The organism is Microbacterium altimontanum (genome assembly GCF_058349865.2).
Window position 1 is genome coordinate 184315 of the sequence record NZ_JBYRJB020000001.1, and the last position, 18147, is coordinate 202461.

Sequence of the window (18147 nt, forward strand, 5' to 3'; positions counted from 1 at the left end):
CACGACGCCGACGAGCGGGGAGGTGGAGGAGTGCAGCGGCTCAGTCACCCGACAAGGGTAGGGCGGATCGCTGGAAGAACCCCGCAACGGCGCGGATGTCGAGCGTCACGGATCCAGCTCCGGTCGGCCGCCCGACGCTCATCCCTCGAAGAACGCCGCCGCCGCCCGTGCGGCGTAGGCCACATCGTCGAGGTCGGCACCCGTCGCGTTGACGTGGCCGACCTTCCGTCCGGGCCGGGGTTCCTTGCCGTACGTGTGCACCTTCACATCCGGATGCGTCGCCATGACGTCGGCGAACGGCGCGTCCATGCGCCCCGACGACGGTCCGCCGAGGATGTTCACCATCACCGACCACGGCTGCCGCGGCGACGGGTCGCCGAGCGGCAGGTCGAGCACCGCGCGCAGATGCTGCTCGAACTGCCCGGTGATCGCGCCGTCCTGAGACCAGTGACCCGAATTGTGCGGGCGCATCGCGAGCTCGTTCACGAGGATGCGGTCATCCGTCGTCTCGAACAGCTCGACGGCGAGCATCCCGGTCACGGCGAGACCCTCGGCGATCCCGACGCCGATCTCGGCGGCGACCGCGACAAGCCGAGTGCTGAGGTGAGGGGCGGGCGCGATGACCTCGGCGCACACTCCGCCGCGCTGGACGGTCTCGACGACGGGATACGAGCGCACCTGGCCGGACGGCCGGCGTGCGACCTGCTGCGACAGCTCACGGCGGAAGTCGACGAGCTCTTCGACGAGCAGCTGCCCGCCGTGCGCGTCCTCGGCGAGCGTGGCGAACCAGTCGTCTGCCTCGGTCGCCGCCGCGACGACGCGCACGCCCTTGCCGTCGTAACCGCCCCGAGGAGTCTTCACGACGGCGCGGCCGCCGTGCGCGTCGAGGAACTCCTGGAGCTCGGCCGTGTCGGAGACGGCGGCCCAGTCGGGCTGCGGGATGCCGAGCTCATCGAGCTTGGCGCGCATCGCGAGCTTGTCCTGGGCGTACTGCAGCGCGTCGGGGCCGGGGTGCACAGCGACGCCGGCGTCGACGAGGGCGCGGAGCACGCCCTGCGGCACGTGCTCGTGATCGAACGTCACGACATCGACATCCCGTGCGAAGGCGAGGACGGTGTCGGCGTCGGTGTAGTCGCCGACGGCGGTGGCTGCGAGGGCCGCGGCCATCCCCTCCTGCTCGGCGAGGACCCGCAGGTCGATGCCGATCTCGACCGCCGGGGCGATCATCATCCGGGCCAGCTGGCCACCGCCCACCACTCCGACTCGCAGGGTCATCCCGCTCCTTTCGCCGCGTCCATTGTCGCGCACGAACGCGGTCAGGCCTGGCCTGGCACCGGAATCGACGAGCCGTCGCGGTGCGCGAGGATCTGGTTCACCTCGACCTGATCGACGAGCGCCTCGTGCACGAGCGCGACCGACGGCACGTTGCGCATCCGCAACGGCGCGTCGATGCCGTTGGACAGGGTCAGGGTGCCGGTGCCCCACAGGCGCTGCAGCGGGCCGCGGCGCAGCTGGATCGTGTAGCCCCGCACGTGCTCGAGCTCCTGCCTGCGACGGCGCAGGATGCCCCGGCTCTCCACGACCCGACGAGTCGTGAGCGTGTAGACGTGCGACCACCAGGCGAGGAACGGCAGCAGCACGAGCAGGAGCACGATGACAGAGGCGGCGGCCAGCAGCATCCAGTCCTCGAAGGGGCGCGGGAGGTTGCCCCACAGCCAGCCCGTGGCGGCTGCGACGGCGATGAGCACGAGCGCCGACCAGAACAGGCGGCGCGCGTGCGGACGGAACCGCGCGATGCGCAGCTCCGGCGTCGGCGCTCCGGGAGCCGGTGCGAACGGGCGCCCCCCGATGCTCGTCGGCTGGGTCATGCACCCATTCTGACCGGGGATTCCGACATCGGCCGTGACGTGACGCCGGGTGTCACGATTCCGCACCCCGCACGTGGATGACGTCGCCGGCCGCAACCGCCGTCTCGACGCCCGCCGCCTCCACGACGAGCCGGCCGTCCTCGTCGAGGCGCTGCGCCCGGCCGGTCAACTGCGAGCCGTCGGGAAGCTGCACGCGCACGCGTTCCCCGAGCGTGACGCAGAGTGCCTCGACTTCGCCGCGCACGCCGGCTTCGGCGGCGCTGCCGCGGGCGAGAGCCGTCAGCTGCTCGTCGAGGGCGACGAGATAGTCGGCGAGCAGCCGGTCGTCGTCGACCTCGCGTCCGATCGCGGCGAACGACGTGGCGGTGACGACCGGAAGGTCGACGGATGCGATGCGGGTGTTGACGCCCGCTCCGATGACGATCGCGTCGGGCTCTCCCGGCACCACCTCGGCGAGGATGCCGCAGATCTTGCCGCCGTCGACGAGCACGTCGTTCGGCCACTTGAGGCCGACGGAATGGCCGTGACCGCGCAGCTGGGCCATGATCGCGCGGGTCATCGCGGCGCCCGCTGCCAGCGGAATCCATCCCCGCGCGGCGGGCGGGACATCCGGCACGCGGACCAACACCGACACCGCGAGCGAGGTGCCGGGCGGCGCCGTCCAGACGCGATCGAGCCGGCCGCGGCCGGCCTGCTGATCGGTCGTGACCAGGAGGCTCAGGTGCGGCCAGCCGACCGGGTCGGCCGCGGCGGCGGCGACCACATCGGCATTCGTCGACCCGGTCGACTCCTCCACCTGCACGCGCGGGCTGACGGCCGCGGTGCGCGGGTATCCCTGGTTCTGCATGCGTTCACCCTACGGTGAGCGCGTCGGGTGGCTGCGACATCCCCTCTCGTCCTCGGCTCACCCGCCTCCGCAGGCAGCTCTCCTGGAGTCGGGAAGGAGATTGGGTCGGGGGAAGGAGATCTGGCCGACGATCTCTCCGTCTCCCGGCCGAATCTCCTTCCGGGCCGGGCTTCACGATGCCCTCCCCAGATCTGGAGTTCCCCCGACCGCCGGGGATCTGTCCACAGAGCCGCTACATGACGACACGGCGGCCCTCGCCGAGGTCCACCGTGGAACCATGCGTCGCATCTCGGACGAGCTCAACAGGAACAAGTACGTCCACCGCGCCGACCTCATCGACCGCGGATGGAGCGGTGACGCCATTCGGTCGGGCATCGCCAGGGAAGGTCTGGTCATCCTCCGAAGGCAGTGGATCGTCTCTCCGTCCGCCCATCCCTCGGTTCACCGCGCTGCGACGTTCTCTGGCCGGATCACGTGCCGGAGCGCTGCCGAGCATCTCGGGATCTGGCGCCCCGGCCACGAGTCCAGCACTCACATCGCACTGTCGCCGCACGCAAAGGGACCGATGGGCGACGACGTCGTTGCACACTGGTCGACCGGCGTCGTTCCGCCGCTGAAGCGATCGCTGCTCGACCCACTGGAGAATGTCCTCGCGATCGCGGCGCTCTGCCTCCCGTTCGAAGAGGCTCTCGCCATGTGGGAGTCAGCCCTCAACACGAAGAGGACCACGATCGAGCACCTGCAACGGGTGACATGGCGCGGCGCGCAGGCGAGGCGTCTGCTCAAGCACGCGACGAGCCTCTCCGACTCTGGACTCGAGACGTCCTTCGTCGAGCGGATGCGTCGCATCGGCGTGCATGTCCGGCAGCAGGTGTGGATCGCCGGGCAACCTGTCGACGGATTGATCGGCGAACGGCTCGTGATCCAGATCGACGGGTACGCCCATCACCAGGATGCCGCCCAGCGGCGCCGAGACATCGCGCACGATCGGCGGCTGAGGCTTCTCGGGCACACCGTCCTTCGGTTCGACTACTCCCAGATCGTGAACGAGTGGCCGATGGTGGAGGCCCAGGTGCTGGCCGCGATCGCGCAGGGGCTGCACCGCCCCTGAAACGCGGTCCGAATCTCGGGCTACGGGAGGAGAACCCGCCGACAGAAGGAGATCTCAGGCGTGATTCTCCTTCTCCGGGCCGAATCTCCTTCGTATCCTCCAGAAGTGGGCCGGGGTGGGCGGAGAACCGAGTCAAGACGCCGGTGGAGACCCACATCAGATCCGTCGGCCGCTTGTGCTCAGGCTCCAACCGCTCGAAGATCCGGGTCGTTAGGGTGGAATGCGTGACGGAACCGGACCTGACCACGACCGCCGGCAAGATCGCCGACCTGCGCGCCCGCTACCAGCAGGCCGTGGTCGACGCCGAGACCTCGGCTCAGACCAAGCAGCACGCCAAGGACAAGCTCACCGCTCGTGAGCGCATCGATCTCCTGCTCGACACGGGGTCGTTCAGCGAGATCGACGAGTATGTCCGCCACCGCACCACGGCGTTCGGGATGGACAAGGCGCGCCCCTACGGCGATTCCGTCGTCACCGGCGTCGGCACGATCCACGGCCGCACCGTCGCGGTGTACGCGCAGGACTTCTCCACGTTCGGCGGGTCGCTCGGCGAGGTCGCCGGCGAGAAGATCATCAAGGTCATGGAGCTCGCCCTGCGCGCCGGGATGCCGATCATCGGCATCCTCGACTCCGGCGGCGCACGCATCCAGGAGGGCGTCGTCGCGCTCGGCAAGTACGGCGAGATCTTCCGCCTCAACACCCGCGCGTCGGGAGTCATCCCGCAGATCTCGATCATCATGGGCCCGGCCGCCGGCGGCGCCGTCTACTCCCCCGCACTCACCGACTTCGTCGTCATGGTCGACAAGACCAGCCAGATGTTCGTCACCGGCCCCGACGTCATCAAGACCGTCACCGGCGAAGACGTCGGCATGGAGGAGCTCGGCGGTGCGCACACGCACAACACCCGTTCCGGCGTCGCGCACTACCTCGCCAGCGACGAGGACGACGCGATCGACTACGTCCGGGCGCTGCTGAGCTTCCTGCCCGACAACAACATGGCCGAACTCCCCGTCTACGAGAGCGGGTTCGAGTGGGAGACGACGGATGCCGACCGCGTCCTGAACGCCGTCATCCCCGACTCGGCGAACCAGCCGTACGACATCCACCAGGTCATCGAGCACATCGTCGACGCCGGCGACTTCCTCGAGGTGCAGCCCCTGTTCGCCCCGAACATCGTCGTGGGCTTCGGTCGCGTCGAGGGACGCACCGTCGGCATCATCGCGAACCAGCCGAGCCAGATGGCGGGCACCCTCAACATCGACGCCGGCGAGAAGGCGAGCCGCTTCGTGCGCTTCTGCGACGCGTTCAGCGTGCCGATCGTCACTCTCGTCGACGTGCCCGGCTACCTGCCCGGCACCGACCAGGAGTGGACGGGCGTCATCCGCCGCGGCGCAAAGCTGCTCTACGCGTACGCCGAGGCGACCGTGCCGCTCGTCACCGTCATCCTGCGCAAGGCGTACGGCGGGGCGTACATCGTCATGGGGTCGAAGCAGCTCGGCGCCGACGTCAACGTCGCCTGGCCGACCGCCGAGATCGCCGTGATGGGCGGCCAGGGCGCGGTGAACATCCTCTACCGCGGCGAGCTCAAGCGCGCTGCGGAGGCGGGCGAGGATGTCGCAGCCGTGCGCCAGCGGCTCGCGAACGAGTACACCTACAACGTGGCCTCGCCGTTCCTCGCCGCCGAGCGGGGCGAGCTCGACAGCATCATCGAGCCGGCGCAGACCCGCGTGTTCATCGCGAAGTCGCTGCGGGCGCTGCGCGGAAAGCGGGCGAGTCTGCCCGCGAAGAAGCACGGTAACATCCCGCTATGATCCGCGGCGACCAGGAGACGGCCGAGCCGCCGCTGCGCGTTGATGCCAAGGCGCCCCTGGGCGCTGCTGCGGAGGCGCCCCTGCGCGTGGACGTGGTGCGCGGCACCCCCACCGAGGAAGAGCTTGCGGCGCTGATCGCCGTCGTCACCGAGGAGTATTCCCGCCAGGAGGCGACCGCGACGGCGTCGGACGCTCCCACCCGGAGCGCGTGGGAGCTCACCGCCCGGAACCTCCGCGAGCCGCTGCGCCGCGAGTTCGGATGGGGCCACTACGCGGGCTGATCTCGTCGAAACTACGCGCGTAAATGTCCCCCAAAATACCTACAGACATGCGCGTTGCGGCCGACGGATACTTGTCTTGCTGGAACGCTTCTGCGTTCGGCTGGCCGGCTCATCCAGGGTAGATGAGTTCAGGTTCGGCCACTGTGGTCGGTTTTCGGGTAACCGTCCACCACAGGCGAGGGGCGGGCGGCTTCGCCGCCCCTCGCCTCTCTCCTTCTCTTGCGCTCTACGCGCATCATCGCGTCACCGCGCGACCGGCAGCACTGCACATCAGCGCTGCTGCGGGCGCGGGATCTCCCGCCACAGGTCGACACTGTCCTCGTCGGTGAGGGCGCCGTTGGAGGCCGAGCGCCCGACGACGGTCACCGCGATCCGCGGATGCGTCGACGCCCGGATGTACAGCCGATCGGAGCCCGCCGCGCGCACGGCCGCGGCCAGGTCGCTGCGGATCGCGGAGAGCTGCGCGTCATCCAGCCCGTCGAGCCCGCCCTCGTCGAGGACGGACACGGTGGCCCCGCGGCGCCGTGCGGCGTCGAGCTCCGCCCGCACGCCGTCGTCCAGCAGGCGCGCCCCGCGCAGCTCGTCGCGCAGCTGCCCCTCGGCGATCCGCGCCTCGGTGCGCTCCCGTTCGTCGAGCTCGCCGCCCTGCTCGATCGCCCGCGACAGGATGGGACCGGCCACCGCGAGCGCACGCTGCACCTGGATGCGGCGCTCGCGCTGGCGCCCGAGCTGCGCGGCGCGCCAGGCCGACGCGGCCCGCTGCAGTCCCGCGAGGCGCGCGGTGTCGCGCGCGGCACGATCCATCGAGAACAGCAGCAGCTGGGCGGCGAGCACCCACATGACGGAGCCCACGAGCCCGAACGACAGCGCCGGAAGAACGCCCACCCACGCCATCGTCGCCACGGTCAGCAGGAGGATGCCGCTCCACGCCGCCCACGGACGACGACGCACGACGATGACGGTCATGATGAGCCCGATCGCCCCCACGTACCAGGTGCCGTATCCGGTGGTCCGCGATTCCTCGCCGACCGCGATCGCGACCGTGCTCGGCATCACCAGAGCCCACAGCAGCGCGAGCACGCACGCCCAGACCGGCATCCGCGTCGGTCCGCCCTGCCCGGCGGTCAGAACCCCGTCGCCGGCGTCCGGCGCGGGAGCACGACGCCCCGGCGTCCACAGGCAGAGCCCCGCCACCCCCAGGTACAGCACTGCGACGACGTACATCACGACCGGATGATCGACGCCGCCGCCGACCCAGATGAGTCCGCGCACAGCGAGATACACGGCGAACGCGCCGGCCAGCGACGTCAGGATGCCCTGAACGGTGATCTTCACGCGCCCTCCGCCCATTCGAGGGTGACCTGGGTGCCGCTGGAGCCGGAGTCGATGTCGGCGCGTCCGCCGACCGCGGCGACGCGCGCGATGATCGACGCGCTGATCCCCAGCCGGTCGGCCGGCACAGCGGCGGGATCGAACCCCTTGCCGGCATCCCGCACCCGCACCGTCACGACGACGGGATCCGCCGTGCACGAGACGGAGACACGCAGCCCCGCGCCGTCGGCGTGCTGGATCGCGTTGGCGATCGCCTGGGCGGCGGCGAGCGCCAGCGCCCGTGCCACCACGCCGGGCACCATGACGCCGGCAGTGACGTGGGTGCGGTCGACGTGAAGCTGGTGGCCGAGCTCGCGCGCCGAGGCCTCGACCTCGGTGCCGATCACGTCGACCGGCACCGGCTCCTCCGAGCCCATGCCGGCGTCGCGCTCCGCGTTCGCCAGCCGGGTGAGCGCTTCGCGCGCCATGCCGACGGCCAGCATCCGCTCGCGCTCGGAATGGGCGCGCTCGGTCGCGATGAGCGCCGCCAGCACACTGTCGTGCATGAGCGCGCCGACCGCGACCCGCTCCTGCTCCGTGGCGTCGACCGCGGCCGCAGCCGCGTACGAGGCAACCGCCTCCGCACGCGTGGCGTCGACGTTCATCGCCACGCTGCGGAACACCCACCCGAGCGCGACGATGATGCCACCGAGGATCAGCGCGTAGGACACGTCGATCGCCACCGTGACCGGGAGCGCCGGGTCGAATCCGCCCTGCAGGAGGCGCACCACGCCCCACAGCACAGGGATCGCCATCGTCGCGATGACCTGCCAGCGCAGCGAGAACGTGAGGACGGATGCCGCGGTCGCGACGTTGATGAGGAAGAAGATCCAGGGTTCCCCGCCGGGCTTCGCCGGCACCCCGGCCGCCGCGACCGGCCACAGCAGCAGCCCGATCGTGTAGGCGAAGACGAAGATCGCGGCGAACAGCCGCTGCCCCCGGCCGATGAAGCATGTGACGAGCATGACCGCCAGCGGCACGAACACCAGGATCTCGAGGGCCGGATGCCAGCCCGGGCGCTCGGCCGACGCATCCAGCGCCGCGAAGAAGGCCTGCCCGCCCAGCGCGAGGCAGCCGATCCCGCTGATCAGCGCGATGATGCGCTCGACGCGGGTGCGGGTGAACGACCCGAGGCGGGCGACGCTCGCGTGCGACTGCGGGATGTGCCCCCACGCGTCGGTCAGCGCGACCCGGTCGGTGTCAGGCGTCACCGGCATCCTCGATGGGCGTGAGGATGCCGTCCTCGACGGCGCGGCGCAGCAGGTCGACCTTCGTGGGCGCGGGGCGCCCGACGTCGACGTACTTCACGCGAACGCGGTTGATGTTCTCCTTGGCGGTGGAGTAGGCGATGCCGAGGCGCTCGGCGACGACCTTCAGCGGCAGGCCCGTGGCGTACAGGCTCAGCACCTCTCGCTCACGGGCCGAGAGCTGCGCGTCGGCGAACGCCTGGTCGCCGTCGACCGCACTCGCCCACTCGACGTTGTTGAGCGGCTCGCCGTGCGCGACCGCCTGGACGGCGGCGATCACCTCGTCGATCGGCGACGACTTGCTGACGATCCCGGCGGCCCCGGCAGCGAGGGCCTCGCGCACCGCCGCCGGCCGGTCGGCGACGCTGTGGATGATGATGCTCGACCCGTCGGACGCGAGCCGGGTGACGTTCTCGGTGACGGTGGTCCCGTCGCCGAGGGTCAGGTCGAGCACGATGACGTCGGCGGGCGCCGACGCGCTCAGGGCACGCCAGTCGATATACGCCGTGACCGAGCTGCCGGAGAACACGACGTCCATCTCGCCCGCGCGCGCACACGCCGCCTCGAGCCCCAGGCGCACGGACTCATGGTCGTCGATGAGGGCCACTCGCGTCATGGCATCAGGCTAGCGCGACGAGCCGGCGCGGGTGAGCGCCGCCACGGCCTCGACGTGGTGCGAGTGCGGGAAGAGGTCGACGGCGGCGACCTCGGATGCCTCGTACCCGGCCGCGCGGAACGTCTTCAGATCGCGCGCCAGGGCGACCGGGTCGCACGCCACGTAGACGACGGCCTCCGGCTGCAGCGCGGCGATCTCGCCGACCACGGCGGCCCCGGCGCCCGAGCGGGGTGGATCGAGCACGACGACGCCCTGCCGCAGCCGTTCGAGCTCCCGGGGCGACGCCGATGCGCGCAGCTGCGGCAGCCAGCGGTCGACGCGCCCCGTCTCGGCGCGGGCGCCGACCCATTCGGCGAGGTTCTCGCCGGCGTGCTCGGTGGCGCGGGGATCCGACTCCACGCTGATCACGCGGGCCGTCGGACCGGCGAGTTCGCCGATCGCCGCGGCGAACAGGCCGACGCCGCCGTACAGGTCGAGGTGGGTGGCATCGGGGGCGACGCGGCCCTGCAGCGCCGCCGTCACCATTCCGCTCAGCGTCGCGGCGGCACGGCGGTGCACCTGCCAGAAGCCGCTGGCGTCGACCTGGAAGGCGCGGTCGCCCACGCGCTCGGTGATGACCTCGCTGGCCGCGTCGGCCGCGTGCTTCGCGCGGGAGCGGGATGCCTGAGCGGCTCGCTTCTCCGCCTCGCTGGGGCGGCGGCCCCGGGAACGACGGGCGGCGCGCTCGACCGGTCGCGGCACGATGCGCACCCGGCCGTCGACCGCCTGCACCAGATCGATGCGGCCCGGAGCGGTGGCGTGGACGGTCGCCGCGACGCGCTCGATCGCCGGCGTCGCGAGCGGGAGATCCTCGACGTCGATGACGGAGTGGCTGCGCGCGGCGAACGGGCCGATGCGGCCGTCGTCGTCGACGTGGAGGCTGACCCGGGTGCGCCAGCGCAGGCCGTCGCCCTCCTCGTCGCCGGCGGCGGTGCGGATGCTGCTCGGGAGATCGAGGCCGCCGATGCGGGTCAGCGCGTCCTGCAGCACCTCGAGCTTGAGTGCGCGCTGGTGCCCCAGTTCGATGTGCCCGAAATCGGCTCCGCCAGGACGCTGCTCCGGCGCACGGTCGATGTCGGCCTGACGCCACACGTGCGGACTGCGGTGCGGCGACGCATCGAGCACCTCGAGCGCCTCGCCGCGCCAGAACGACTTCTCGCCGGTCTGGGTGAGCCGCACGCGCACGCGCTCGCCCGGCAGCGTGTCGGGCACGAACACGACCCGCCCCTCGTGGCGCCCCACGAACACGCCGCCATGGGCGACGGCGGTGATGTCGAGGTCGATCTGGTCTCCCGGCTGCATCATCCGATCGTTTCACACCCGTGCGACGCGTGGCGGTCGCACGCAATCGACGTCCCAATCGGCCGCTTTGTCGCGGCCAAGCGACACTTCCGGACGGCACAACCCGAGCGGTCCGACGAAACGCCGTCCCCTACGGTGCTTAGCCCGACGGAAGCGACACTTCCGGACGGCACAACCGGGCGCGCCGACGAAATGCCGTCCCCTCCCGCCGCTTCGCGCCCGGGAAGCGACATTTCCGGACGGCGATTGGTCGCGGCCCGGCGCCGCGGAGGCCGGGCGACGACGTCGGCCGACCGGCCGGGGTGGGCCGACGACGGTGGCCGGCCGACCGGAGGCGACCGCGGCTACGGTGGGGTGATGCGCGTGTGCCTCGCCTCGACCTCCCCCGCCCGCCTCATGCTGCTGCGGCAGGCCGGCATCTCGCCCGAGACGATGGCGCCCGACGTCGATGAGGACGCGGTCGTCGCGGCCGTCGAGGCGGCGGAGGGACGCGCGCTCTCCCCCGAGGAGTTCGTCCTGCTGCTGGCACGCCGGAAGGCGGCGGATGTCGCGGCGCGCGTGGCCGCCGAGGACCCCGGGTTCGAGGGGATCGTGATCGGCGGCGACTCGATGTTCGTGCTCGACGGCGAGATCCTCGGCAAGCCGTACACCCCCGAGGCCGCGACGGCACGGTGGCACGCGATGCGCGGGCGGACGGGTGTGCTCCACTCCGGGCACAGCGTCTTCCGGCTCTCCCCCGGCAGTGCGCCGGTCGAAGAGCACGCGGTGGCCGCGGCATCCGTCACCTTCGCGGCCGACGTCACGGATGACGAGATCGCCGCCTACGTCGCGACCGGTGAGCCGCTGCTCGTCGCCGGCGCGTTCACCGTCGACAGCCTCGGCGGACCGTTCATCGACCGGGTCGACGGGGACCCGTCGACGGTGGTCGGGATGTCGCTGTCCACCCTGCGTCGTCTCGTGCGGCGGCTGGGCGTGCAGTGGACGGATACGTGGACGTCCTCGTAGATTCCGCTACACGTTTCCCGGGTGATCTTGTGCGATGCACTCAAAAACGACGGAAAGCCGCTGGGTAGGCTGAAGTCCATGCCTGAAATCGCCAAGGTGCTCATCGCGAACCGCGGCGAGATCGCCGTACGTGTCATCCGCGCAGCGCGCGACAGCGGAAAGGCCTCGGTCGCGGTGTACGCCGACCAGGACCGCGACGCCCTGCACGCGACGCTCGCCGACGAGGCCTACGCCCTCGACGGCACGACGAGCGCCGAGACCTACCTGTCGATCGACAAGATCCTCTCGGTCGCGCGCCGGTCCGGCGCCGACGCGGTACACCCCGGCTACGGCTTCCTCGCCGAGAACGCCGACTTCGCGCGCGCCGTGATCGCGGCCGGGCTCACCTGGATCGGCCCGTCGCCGGAGGCCATCGAGGCGCTCGGCGACAAGGTCACCGCACGCCACGTGGCCGAGAAGGTCGGTGCTCCGCTCGCGCCGGGCACCCAGGGCACCGTCTCGGGGGCCGAGGAGGTCGTCGCGTTCGCGAAGGAGTACGGCCTGCCGGTCGCGATCAAGGCCGCGTACGGCGGAGGCGGCCGCGGGCTCAAGGTCGCGCGGGAGATGGACACCGTCGCGGAGCTGTTCGAATCGGCGACCCGCGAGGCGGTCGCCGCGTTCGGACGCGGCGAGTGCTTCGTCGAGAAGTACCTCGACAAGCCGCGGCACGTGGAGACGCAGTGCCTGGCGGATGCCGCCGGCAACGTCGTCGTGGTGTCGACGCGTGACTGCTCGCTGCAGCGCCGCAACCAGAAGCTCGTCGAGGAGGCGCCGGCGCCGTTCCTCACCGACGAGCAGCGCGACGTGCTCTACTCGTCGTCGAAGGCGATCCTCCGCGAGGTCGGCTACGTCGGCGCCGGCACCTGCGAGTTCCTCATCGGAGCCGACGGCACGGTGTCGTTCCTCGAGGTGAACACGCGCCTGCAGGTCGAGCATCCGGTGTCGGAGGAGGTCACCGGCATCGACCTCGTGCGCGAGCAGTTCCGCATCGCCGAGGGCGGCACTCTCGACTACGACGACCCGGTGCCGGTGGGCCACTCGATCGAGTTCCGCATCAACGGCGAGGACCCCGGTCGGGGGTTCCTCCCGCAGCCCGGGCCGATCAAGGTCTTCAAGACCTTCGGCGGCCCCGGCACGCGGCTCGATTCGGGCGTGACCGCCGGCGATGTCGTCAGCGGCGCCTTCGACTCGCTGCTGGCGAAGATCATCATCACCGGTCGCGACCGCGCCGAGGCCCTGGAGCGCGCACGCCGAGCCCTCGACGAGTTCGAGGTGGCGGGCCTGCCGACGGTGCTGCCGTTCGATCGCAAGGTCGTGCGCGATCCGGCGTTCACCGCGGAGAACGGCGAGTTCGGCGTGTACACGCGGTGGATCGAGACGGAGTTCGTCAACGACATCCCGCCGTGGGACGGGGAGCTCGGCGACCCGGAGCCGGTCGAGACCCGGCACACCGTCGTCGTCGAGGTGGCCGGCAAGCGGCTCGAGGTGAGCCTGCCCGACCGGGTCGCCGCGGCACCGGTCGCGGCGGGACGCCCCGCGGTCGCGCCGCCGTCGCGCCGCGCGCACACCACCACGGCGACGGCCGGAGCCTCGGGCGACGTGGTGAAGTCGCCGATGCAGGCCACGGTCGTGAAGATCGCCGTCGAGGAAGGGCAGCAGGTCGTCAAGGGCGACCTCGTGGTCGTGCTCGAGGCGATGAAGATGGAACAGCCGATCCAGGCGCACAAGGACGGCGTGGTCAGCACGATCAATGCGACACCCGGCACCACCGTGTCGGCCGGTCACCAGCTGCTGACGATCGCCTGACGCGACGCTCATCATCCCGAGATGAGGGGATTCGCTCGGGAGCAGGAGAACATCCGCCGATTCGCCCTCACCTGGGCTGATTCTCCTCCTCTGGAGAGCGACGGAGGCCGCGCGCTGTCGTCGAGCAAGCGCGGCGATCGACGCATCCGTTCTTCAGATCGCCGTCGTCAGTACAGTGCGGCGCTCCGGCCGAGACCGCTCCGCTCCGACGCGCTCCGGCCGAGACGAGGAGATTCCGCCGACAGAAGGGGAATCGGCGCCGGATTTCTCCTGCTCTGGGCCGATACTCCTCCGCTCGGGGGGCCCGCCCGAGCGGCGAGGCGTCAGCCGTCGACGTGGGTGAGGTGCATCGCACGGGTGGCATCCGTGATGCTGCCCGCCAGCGACGGGTACACCGCGAACACCCGTGACAGCTGGTCCACCGTCAGGCGCCGCTCGACGGCGACGGCAACGGGATAGATCAGCTCCGACGCCTTCGGCGCCACGATCACGCCGCCGATGACGGTGCCGCTGCCCGCCCGGGCGATGATCTTCACGAACCCGTCCTTCGTGCCCATCATCTTCGCGCGCGGGTTGGCCGACAGCGGCAGCTTGTGCGCGACGCCGTTGATGAGACCGGCCTCGACGTCCGCCTCCTGCCACCCGACCGTCGCGATCTCCGGCGCGGTGAAGATGTTGGACGCGATACGGCGCCGCTCGAGCGGGATCACCACGTCGCCGAGCGCGTGGAACACCGCCGTGCGGCCCTGCATCGAGGCGACGGATGCCAGCGGCACGAACGTCGTGCAGTCGCCGGCGGCGTAGATGTTCGGCACCGAGGTGCGTGCGACGCGATTGACCTGGATGTGTCCCGAGTCGGTCATCTGCACGCCGGCCTCGTCGAGTCCGATGTCCTTCGTGTTGGGCACCGATCCGACCGCCATGAGGCAGTGGCTGCCCTCGATCACGCGCCCGTCCGACAGCGTCACCTCGACGCCGTCGCCGGTGTTCACGACCTTCGCCGCGCGCGAGCGCGACAGCACCTGCATCCCGCCGCGCTTGAACACCTTCTCGAGCACTGCGGCGGCATCCTTGTCCTCCCCCGGGAGCACCTGGTCGCGGCTGGAGACGAGCGACACCTTCGCGCCGAGGTTCATGTAGGCGCCGGCGAACTCGGCGCCCGTGACGCCCGACCCCACCACGATCAGGTGCTCGGGCAGCGCCTTCATGTCGTAGAGCTGCGTCCAGGTGAGGATGCGGTCGCCATCGGGCTGCGCCGTCGGAAGCTCGCGCGGAGCCGCCCCGACCGAGACGACGAGCGTGTCGGCCTCGACGCGGTCGAAGTCGGTGCCACCCGGACCCGTCGACACGACGATCGCGTTGCGACCCTCGAGCCGGCCGTGGCCGGGGATGATGCGGACACCCGCCTCGATGAGCTGCGCGCGCATGTCGTCGGACTGCTGCCTGGCGAGCGAGAGGAGCCGGTGGTTGACGGCCGCGAGGTTGATCGCGATCTCGGGCTTGAGCGGCTTGCCCTCCTTGCCCTTCGCGAAGAGCTGGACGCCGAGGTCCGACGCCTGGGCGATCGCGACGGCGGCGTCGGCCGTGGCGATGAGGCTCTTCGACGGGACCACGTCGGTGATGACCGCCGAGCCTCCGACGCCGGCCCGTTCGACGAGCGTCACCTCGGCTCCGAGCTGCGCGGCGGCGAGCGCCGCCTCGTACCCGCCCGGACCCCCACCGAGGACGGCGACGGACTGGGTGCGCTCGAAGCTCAACGACATGACCTCCATTCTTCCAGGCCGTCGCCTCGGCGTCTGACACCGCTTTCAGGACCGGCCGCTGCCGGCGCGCGGCCGGCCGTTGTCCCGGGTCGGCAGTCTGCGCCGGTGTGGTCCCTGTCGGGCGCGCAATCCGCGCCGGACTGGCCCCTGTCGGGCGCGCTTTCTAGAGTGGTCCCATGAGTCACGACCTTCACCCGCTGGACGATCCGGCCGCAGACCCGTTCGAGATCGCCCGCGAGGCCGCCGCCGACATCGCACGCCTGACCGGCGTCGACCGCCACGACATCGCCCTGACCCTCGGCAGCGGATGGGGCAAGGCCGCCGAACTCGTCGGCGAGACGACCGCCACGATCCCGGCGACCGATGTGACCGGGTTCAGCAAGCCGGCTCTGGAGGGACACGTCGGCACCCTGCGCAGCATCCTGACCCCCTCCGGCAAGCGGGTGCTGGTGATCGGCGCGCGCACGCACTTCTACGAGGACCACGGCGTGCGCCGCGTCGTGCACTCCGTCCGCACCGCGGCGGCGACCGGCGCGAAGATCATGGTGCTGACGAACGGCGCCGGCGGTGTGCGCCGGACCTACTCCCCCGGTCAGCCGGTGCTGATCAGCGACCACATCAACCTCACCGCCGCGTCGCCGCTCGAGGGGGCGACGTTCGTCGACCTCACCGATCTGTACTCGCAGCGGCTGCGCGACATCGCGCACTCCGTCGATCCGTCGCTCGACGAGGGCGTGTACACGCAGTTCCGCGGACCGCACTACGAGACGCCCGCCGAGGTGCGCATGGCGGGCATCATCGGCGGCGACATCGTCGGGATGTCCACGGCGCTCGAGGCCATCGCCGCCCGTGAGGCCGGCATGGAGGTGCTCGGCTTCTCGCTCATCACGAACCTCGCCGCCGGCATCCAGGAGACGCCGCTGAGCCACGCCGAGGTGCTCGAGGCCGGCCGTGCCGCCGAGCCGGTGATCTCGCAGCTGCTCGCCCGCGTCGTGGAGGCACTGTGATGGACGAGTCCCTCACCGCCCGCGCCCAGGCCTGGCTGGCGCAGGACCCCGACCCGGAGACGCGCGCCGAGCTGCAGGATCTGCTCGATCGCGCCGAGCACGACGAGGATGCCGCAGCCGACCTGGCCGATCGCTTCGACGGTCGCCTCCTGTTCGGCACCGCCGGCCTGCGCGGCGAGCTCGGCGCGGGCAGCAACCGCATGAACCGCGTGCTCGTCGCGCAGGCGGCCGCGGGTTTCGCCGCCTATCTCAACGAGAAGGGGGGGCCGGATGCGCCGCCCACGGTCGTGATCGGATACGACGGGCGGCGGGGCTCCCGCCCCTTCGCGATCGACTCGGCGGAGCTCTTCGCCGGGGCGGGACTGCGCGCGATCATCCTCCCCCGGCTCCTCCCGACGCCGGTGCTCGCGTTCGCGGTTCGCCACCTCGGCGCCGACGCCGGCGTCATGGTGACGGCATCCCACAACCCGCCGAACGACAACGGCTACAAGGTGTACCTCGGCGGCGACGATCACGGGTCGCAGATCGTCTCCCCCGCCGACGCGGAGATCGCCGCGCACATCCAGCAGGTGGCCGACGGCGGCTCGGTCGCCGAGCTGCCGCGCTCGGACGAGTACGAGACGGCGGAGGAGGAGGTCGTCGATGCGTACATCGCGGCGACCGCCGCCGTGGGGCCGGCTTCCGGATCCGCCGAATCGGAGTCAGCTTCCGGATCCGCCGAGTCGGGGCCGGCTTCCGGATCCGCCGAGTCGGGGCCGGCTTCCGGATCCGCCGGGGGTCTGCGCTGGGTGTACACCGCGATGCACGGCGTCGGATGGGAGACGGTGCAGCGGGTCGTCGAGGCGGCGGGATACCCGCAGCCGGTGCCCGTGACGGCGCAGGTCGAACCCGACGGCTCGTTCCCGACCGTCGCGTTCCCCAACCCGGAGGAGCCGGGGGCGATGGATCTCTCGTTCGAGGCGGCGCGATCCACGGGCGCGGAGCTCATCATCGCGAACGACCCCGACGCGGACCGGCTCGCGGTGGGGGTGCCTGATGCCGCCGCCGACGGGGGATGGCGGCGCCTGTCAGGCAATGAGATCGGTCTGCTGCTCGGCTGGCGCGCGGCCCGGGCGGCGGAGCCCGGCTCGGGCGCATCCCTCGCCTGCTCCCTCGTCTCGTCGCCGGGGCTCGCCGCTGTCGCGCGGCACTACGGGCTCGATTTCCATGCGACGCTCACCGGGTTCAAGTGGATCTCGCGGGCGCCGGGGATGGTGTTCGGCTTCGAGGAGGCGCTCGGCTACCTCGTGAACCCCGAGACCGTGCGCGACAAGGACGGCATCTCGGCGGCGGTCGCGGTGCTGCAGCTGGCCGCCGAGGCGCGGGAGTCGGGGCGCACGCTCGCGGATCTGCTCGACGAGTTCGCGGCGACGTTCGGCGCGTTCGCGAGCGATCAGATCTCGATCCGGGTGGAGGATGTCGCGGTCATCGGCCGGATCATGGCGGGGCTGCGATCGGCCGCTCCCCAGCGGCTCGGCGACGCGATGGTCGAGGGCGTCGACGACTTCAGTCGGGGCGCGGAGGGGCTGCCGCCCGCCGACATGCTGCGCCTGCGGCTCGCCGACGACGCGCGGGTGCTCGTGCGCCCGTCGGGCACCGAGCCGAAGCTCAAGGCGTACCTCGACGTGCGCGGCACGTCCGCGCAGGATGCGTCGGCCCGGCTCGCCGCGCTCCGCGACGCGGTGTCGTCCCTGCTCGACAGCCTGCGCTGACGCATCCGTCGCCCGGCGCGACCCGCGCCTCGTGACGCATCCGTCGCCCGGCGCGACCCGAGCCTCGTGACGCATCCGTCGCCCGGCGTTGCGCGAGTTGCCCCTCCGTTGCGCGAGTTGCCCCTCCGTTGCGCGAGTTGGCCCCGCGTTGCACGAGTTGGCCCTCCGTTGCACGAGTTGGCCCCGCGTTGCACGAGTTGGCCCTCCGTTGCACGAGTTGGCCCTCCGTTGCACGAGTTGGCCCTCCGTTGCACGAGTTGGCCCTCCGTTGCACGAGTTGGCC

At 71.4% G+C, this 18147-nt stretch carries 15 protein-coding genes; 7 read left to right on the forward strand and 8 right to left on the reverse strand.

Features of this window, described 5'->3' with window-relative positions:
- Positions 1-138 precede the first annotated feature (138 nt).
- From AC3RX1_RS00785 to AC3RX1_RS00795, 3 genes are read right to left on the reverse strand one after another with little or no spacing between them, the layout of a single operon-like run.
- Positions 139-1275 (reverse strand): 5-(carboxyamino)imidazole ribonucleotide synthase, encoded by a 1137-nt coding sequence (locus tag AC3RX1_RS00785; protein ID WP_491499322.1) that lies wholly within the window; start codon positions 1273-1275, stop codon positions 139-141.
- A gap of 41 nt (positions 1276-1316) precedes the next feature.
- Positions 1317-1868, reverse strand: coding sequence for a PH domain-containing protein (locus AC3RX1_RS00790; RefSeq protein WP_491499323.1), 552 nt, complete (start codon positions 1866-1868; stop codon positions 1317-1319).
- A 52-nt stretch (positions 1869-1920) separates the two neighbouring features.
- A complete protein-coding gene (locus AC3RX1_RS00795) occupies positions 1921-2715 on the reverse strand; it encodes a biotin--[acetyl-CoA-carboxylase] ligase (protein ID WP_491499324.1) in 795 nt (264 codons plus the stop codon).
- Between the two features lie 277 nt (positions 2716-2992).
- On the opposite strand from AC3RX1_RS00795, the gene AC3RX1_RS00800 reads away from it, so the two are divergent.
- From AC3RX1_RS00800 to AC3RX1_RS00810, 3 genes are all read left to right on the forward strand, one after another.
- Positions 2993-3826 carry an endonuclease domain-containing protein gene (locus tag AC3RX1_RS00800; protein WP_491499325.1) on the forward strand — a complete coding sequence of 278 codons (834 nt, stop codon included), beginning with the start codon at positions 2993-2995 and terminating at the stop codon, positions 3824-3826.
- 215 nt (positions 3827-4041) lie between these two features.
- On the forward strand, positions 4042-5637 hold the full coding sequence (locus tag AC3RX1_RS00805) for an acyl-CoA carboxylase subunit beta (RefSeq protein WP_491499326.1): 1596 nt from the start codon (positions 4042-4044) through the stop codon (positions 5635-5637).
- Positions 5634-5918, forward strand: coding sequence for an acyl-CoA carboxylase subunit epsilon (locus AC3RX1_RS00810; protein ID WP_491499327.1), 285 nt, complete (start codon positions 5634-5636; stop codon positions 5916-5918). The genes AC3RX1_RS00805 and AC3RX1_RS00810 overlap by 4 nt, the downstream gene beginning before the upstream one ends.
- Before the next feature lie 270 nt (positions 5919-6188).
- Here the strand turns inward: AC3RX1_RS00810 and AC3RX1_RS00815 are convergent, their stop codons facing one another.
- Genes AC3RX1_RS00815 through AC3RX1_RS00830 form a run of 4 tightly spaced genes read right to left on the reverse strand, consistent with a single transcriptional unit; the run spans position 6189 to position 10493 of the window.
- Complete coding sequence (locus AC3RX1_RS00815) at positions 6189-7253, reverse strand: hypothetical protein (RefSeq protein WP_491499328.1); 1065 nt, start codon at positions 7251-7253, stop codon at positions 6189-6191.
- Positions 7250-8506 (reverse strand): ATP-binding protein, encoded by a 1257-nt coding sequence (locus AC3RX1_RS00820; RefSeq protein WP_491499329.1) that lies wholly within the window; start codon positions 8504-8506, stop codon positions 7250-7252. The genes AC3RX1_RS00815 and AC3RX1_RS00820 overlap by 4 nt, the downstream gene beginning before the upstream one ends.
- Positions 8490-9152: a response regulator transcription factor gene (locus AC3RX1_RS00825; RefSeq protein ID WP_491499330.1), complete on the reverse strand. Its 663-nt coding sequence runs from the start codon at positions 9150-9152 to the stop codon at positions 8490-8492. Before AC3RX1_RS00825 ends, AC3RX1_RS00820 begins: the two co-directional genes overlap by 17 nt.
- 9 nt (positions 9153-9161) lie before the next feature.
- Entirely contained in the window at positions 9162-10493 is a 1332-nt protein-coding gene (locus tag AC3RX1_RS00830; RefSeq protein ID WP_491499619.1) for a class I SAM-dependent RNA methyltransferase, read from the reverse strand.
- Positions 10494-10850: 357 nt separating this feature from the next.
- Here AC3RX1_RS00830 and AC3RX1_RS00835 point away from each other — a divergent pair, with 357 nt between their 5' ends.
- Together AC3RX1_RS00835 and AC3RX1_RS00840 are read left to right on the forward strand one after the other, a co-directional pair.
- Entirely contained in the window at positions 10851-11498 is a 648-nt protein-coding gene (locus AC3RX1_RS00835) for a Maf family protein (RefSeq protein ID WP_491499331.1), read from the forward strand.
- A gap of 78 nt (positions 11499-11576) precedes the next feature.
- On the forward strand, positions 11577-13343 hold the full coding sequence (locus tag AC3RX1_RS00840; protein ID WP_491499332.1) for an acetyl/propionyl/methylcrotonyl-CoA carboxylase subunit alpha: 1767 nt from the start codon (positions 11577-11579) through the stop codon (positions 13341-13343).
- 323 nt (positions 13344-13666) lie between these two features.
- On the opposite strand, the gene AC3RX1_RS00845 is transcribed toward AC3RX1_RS00840, so the two are convergent.
- A complete protein-coding gene (locus AC3RX1_RS00845) occupies positions 13667-15106 on the reverse strand; it encodes an NAD(P)H-quinone dehydrogenase (protein WP_491499333.1) in 1440 nt (479 codons plus the stop codon).
- 176 nt (positions 15107-15282) lie between these two features.
- Here AC3RX1_RS00845 and AC3RX1_RS00850 point away from each other — a divergent pair, with 176 nt between their 5' ends.
- Both AC3RX1_RS00850 and AC3RX1_RS00855 read left to right on the forward strand, forming a co-directional pair.
- Entirely contained in the window at positions 15283-16113 is an 831-nt protein-coding gene (locus tag AC3RX1_RS00850; RefSeq protein WP_491499334.1) for a purine-nucleoside phosphorylase, read from the forward strand.
- A complete protein-coding gene (locus AC3RX1_RS00855; RefSeq protein WP_491499335.1) occupies positions 16113-17864 on the forward strand; it encodes a phospho-sugar mutase in 1752 nt (583 codons plus the stop codon). Before AC3RX1_RS00850 ends, AC3RX1_RS00855 begins: the two co-directional genes overlap by 1 nt.
- The last annotated feature ends 283 nt before the right edge of the window (positions 17865-18147 follow it).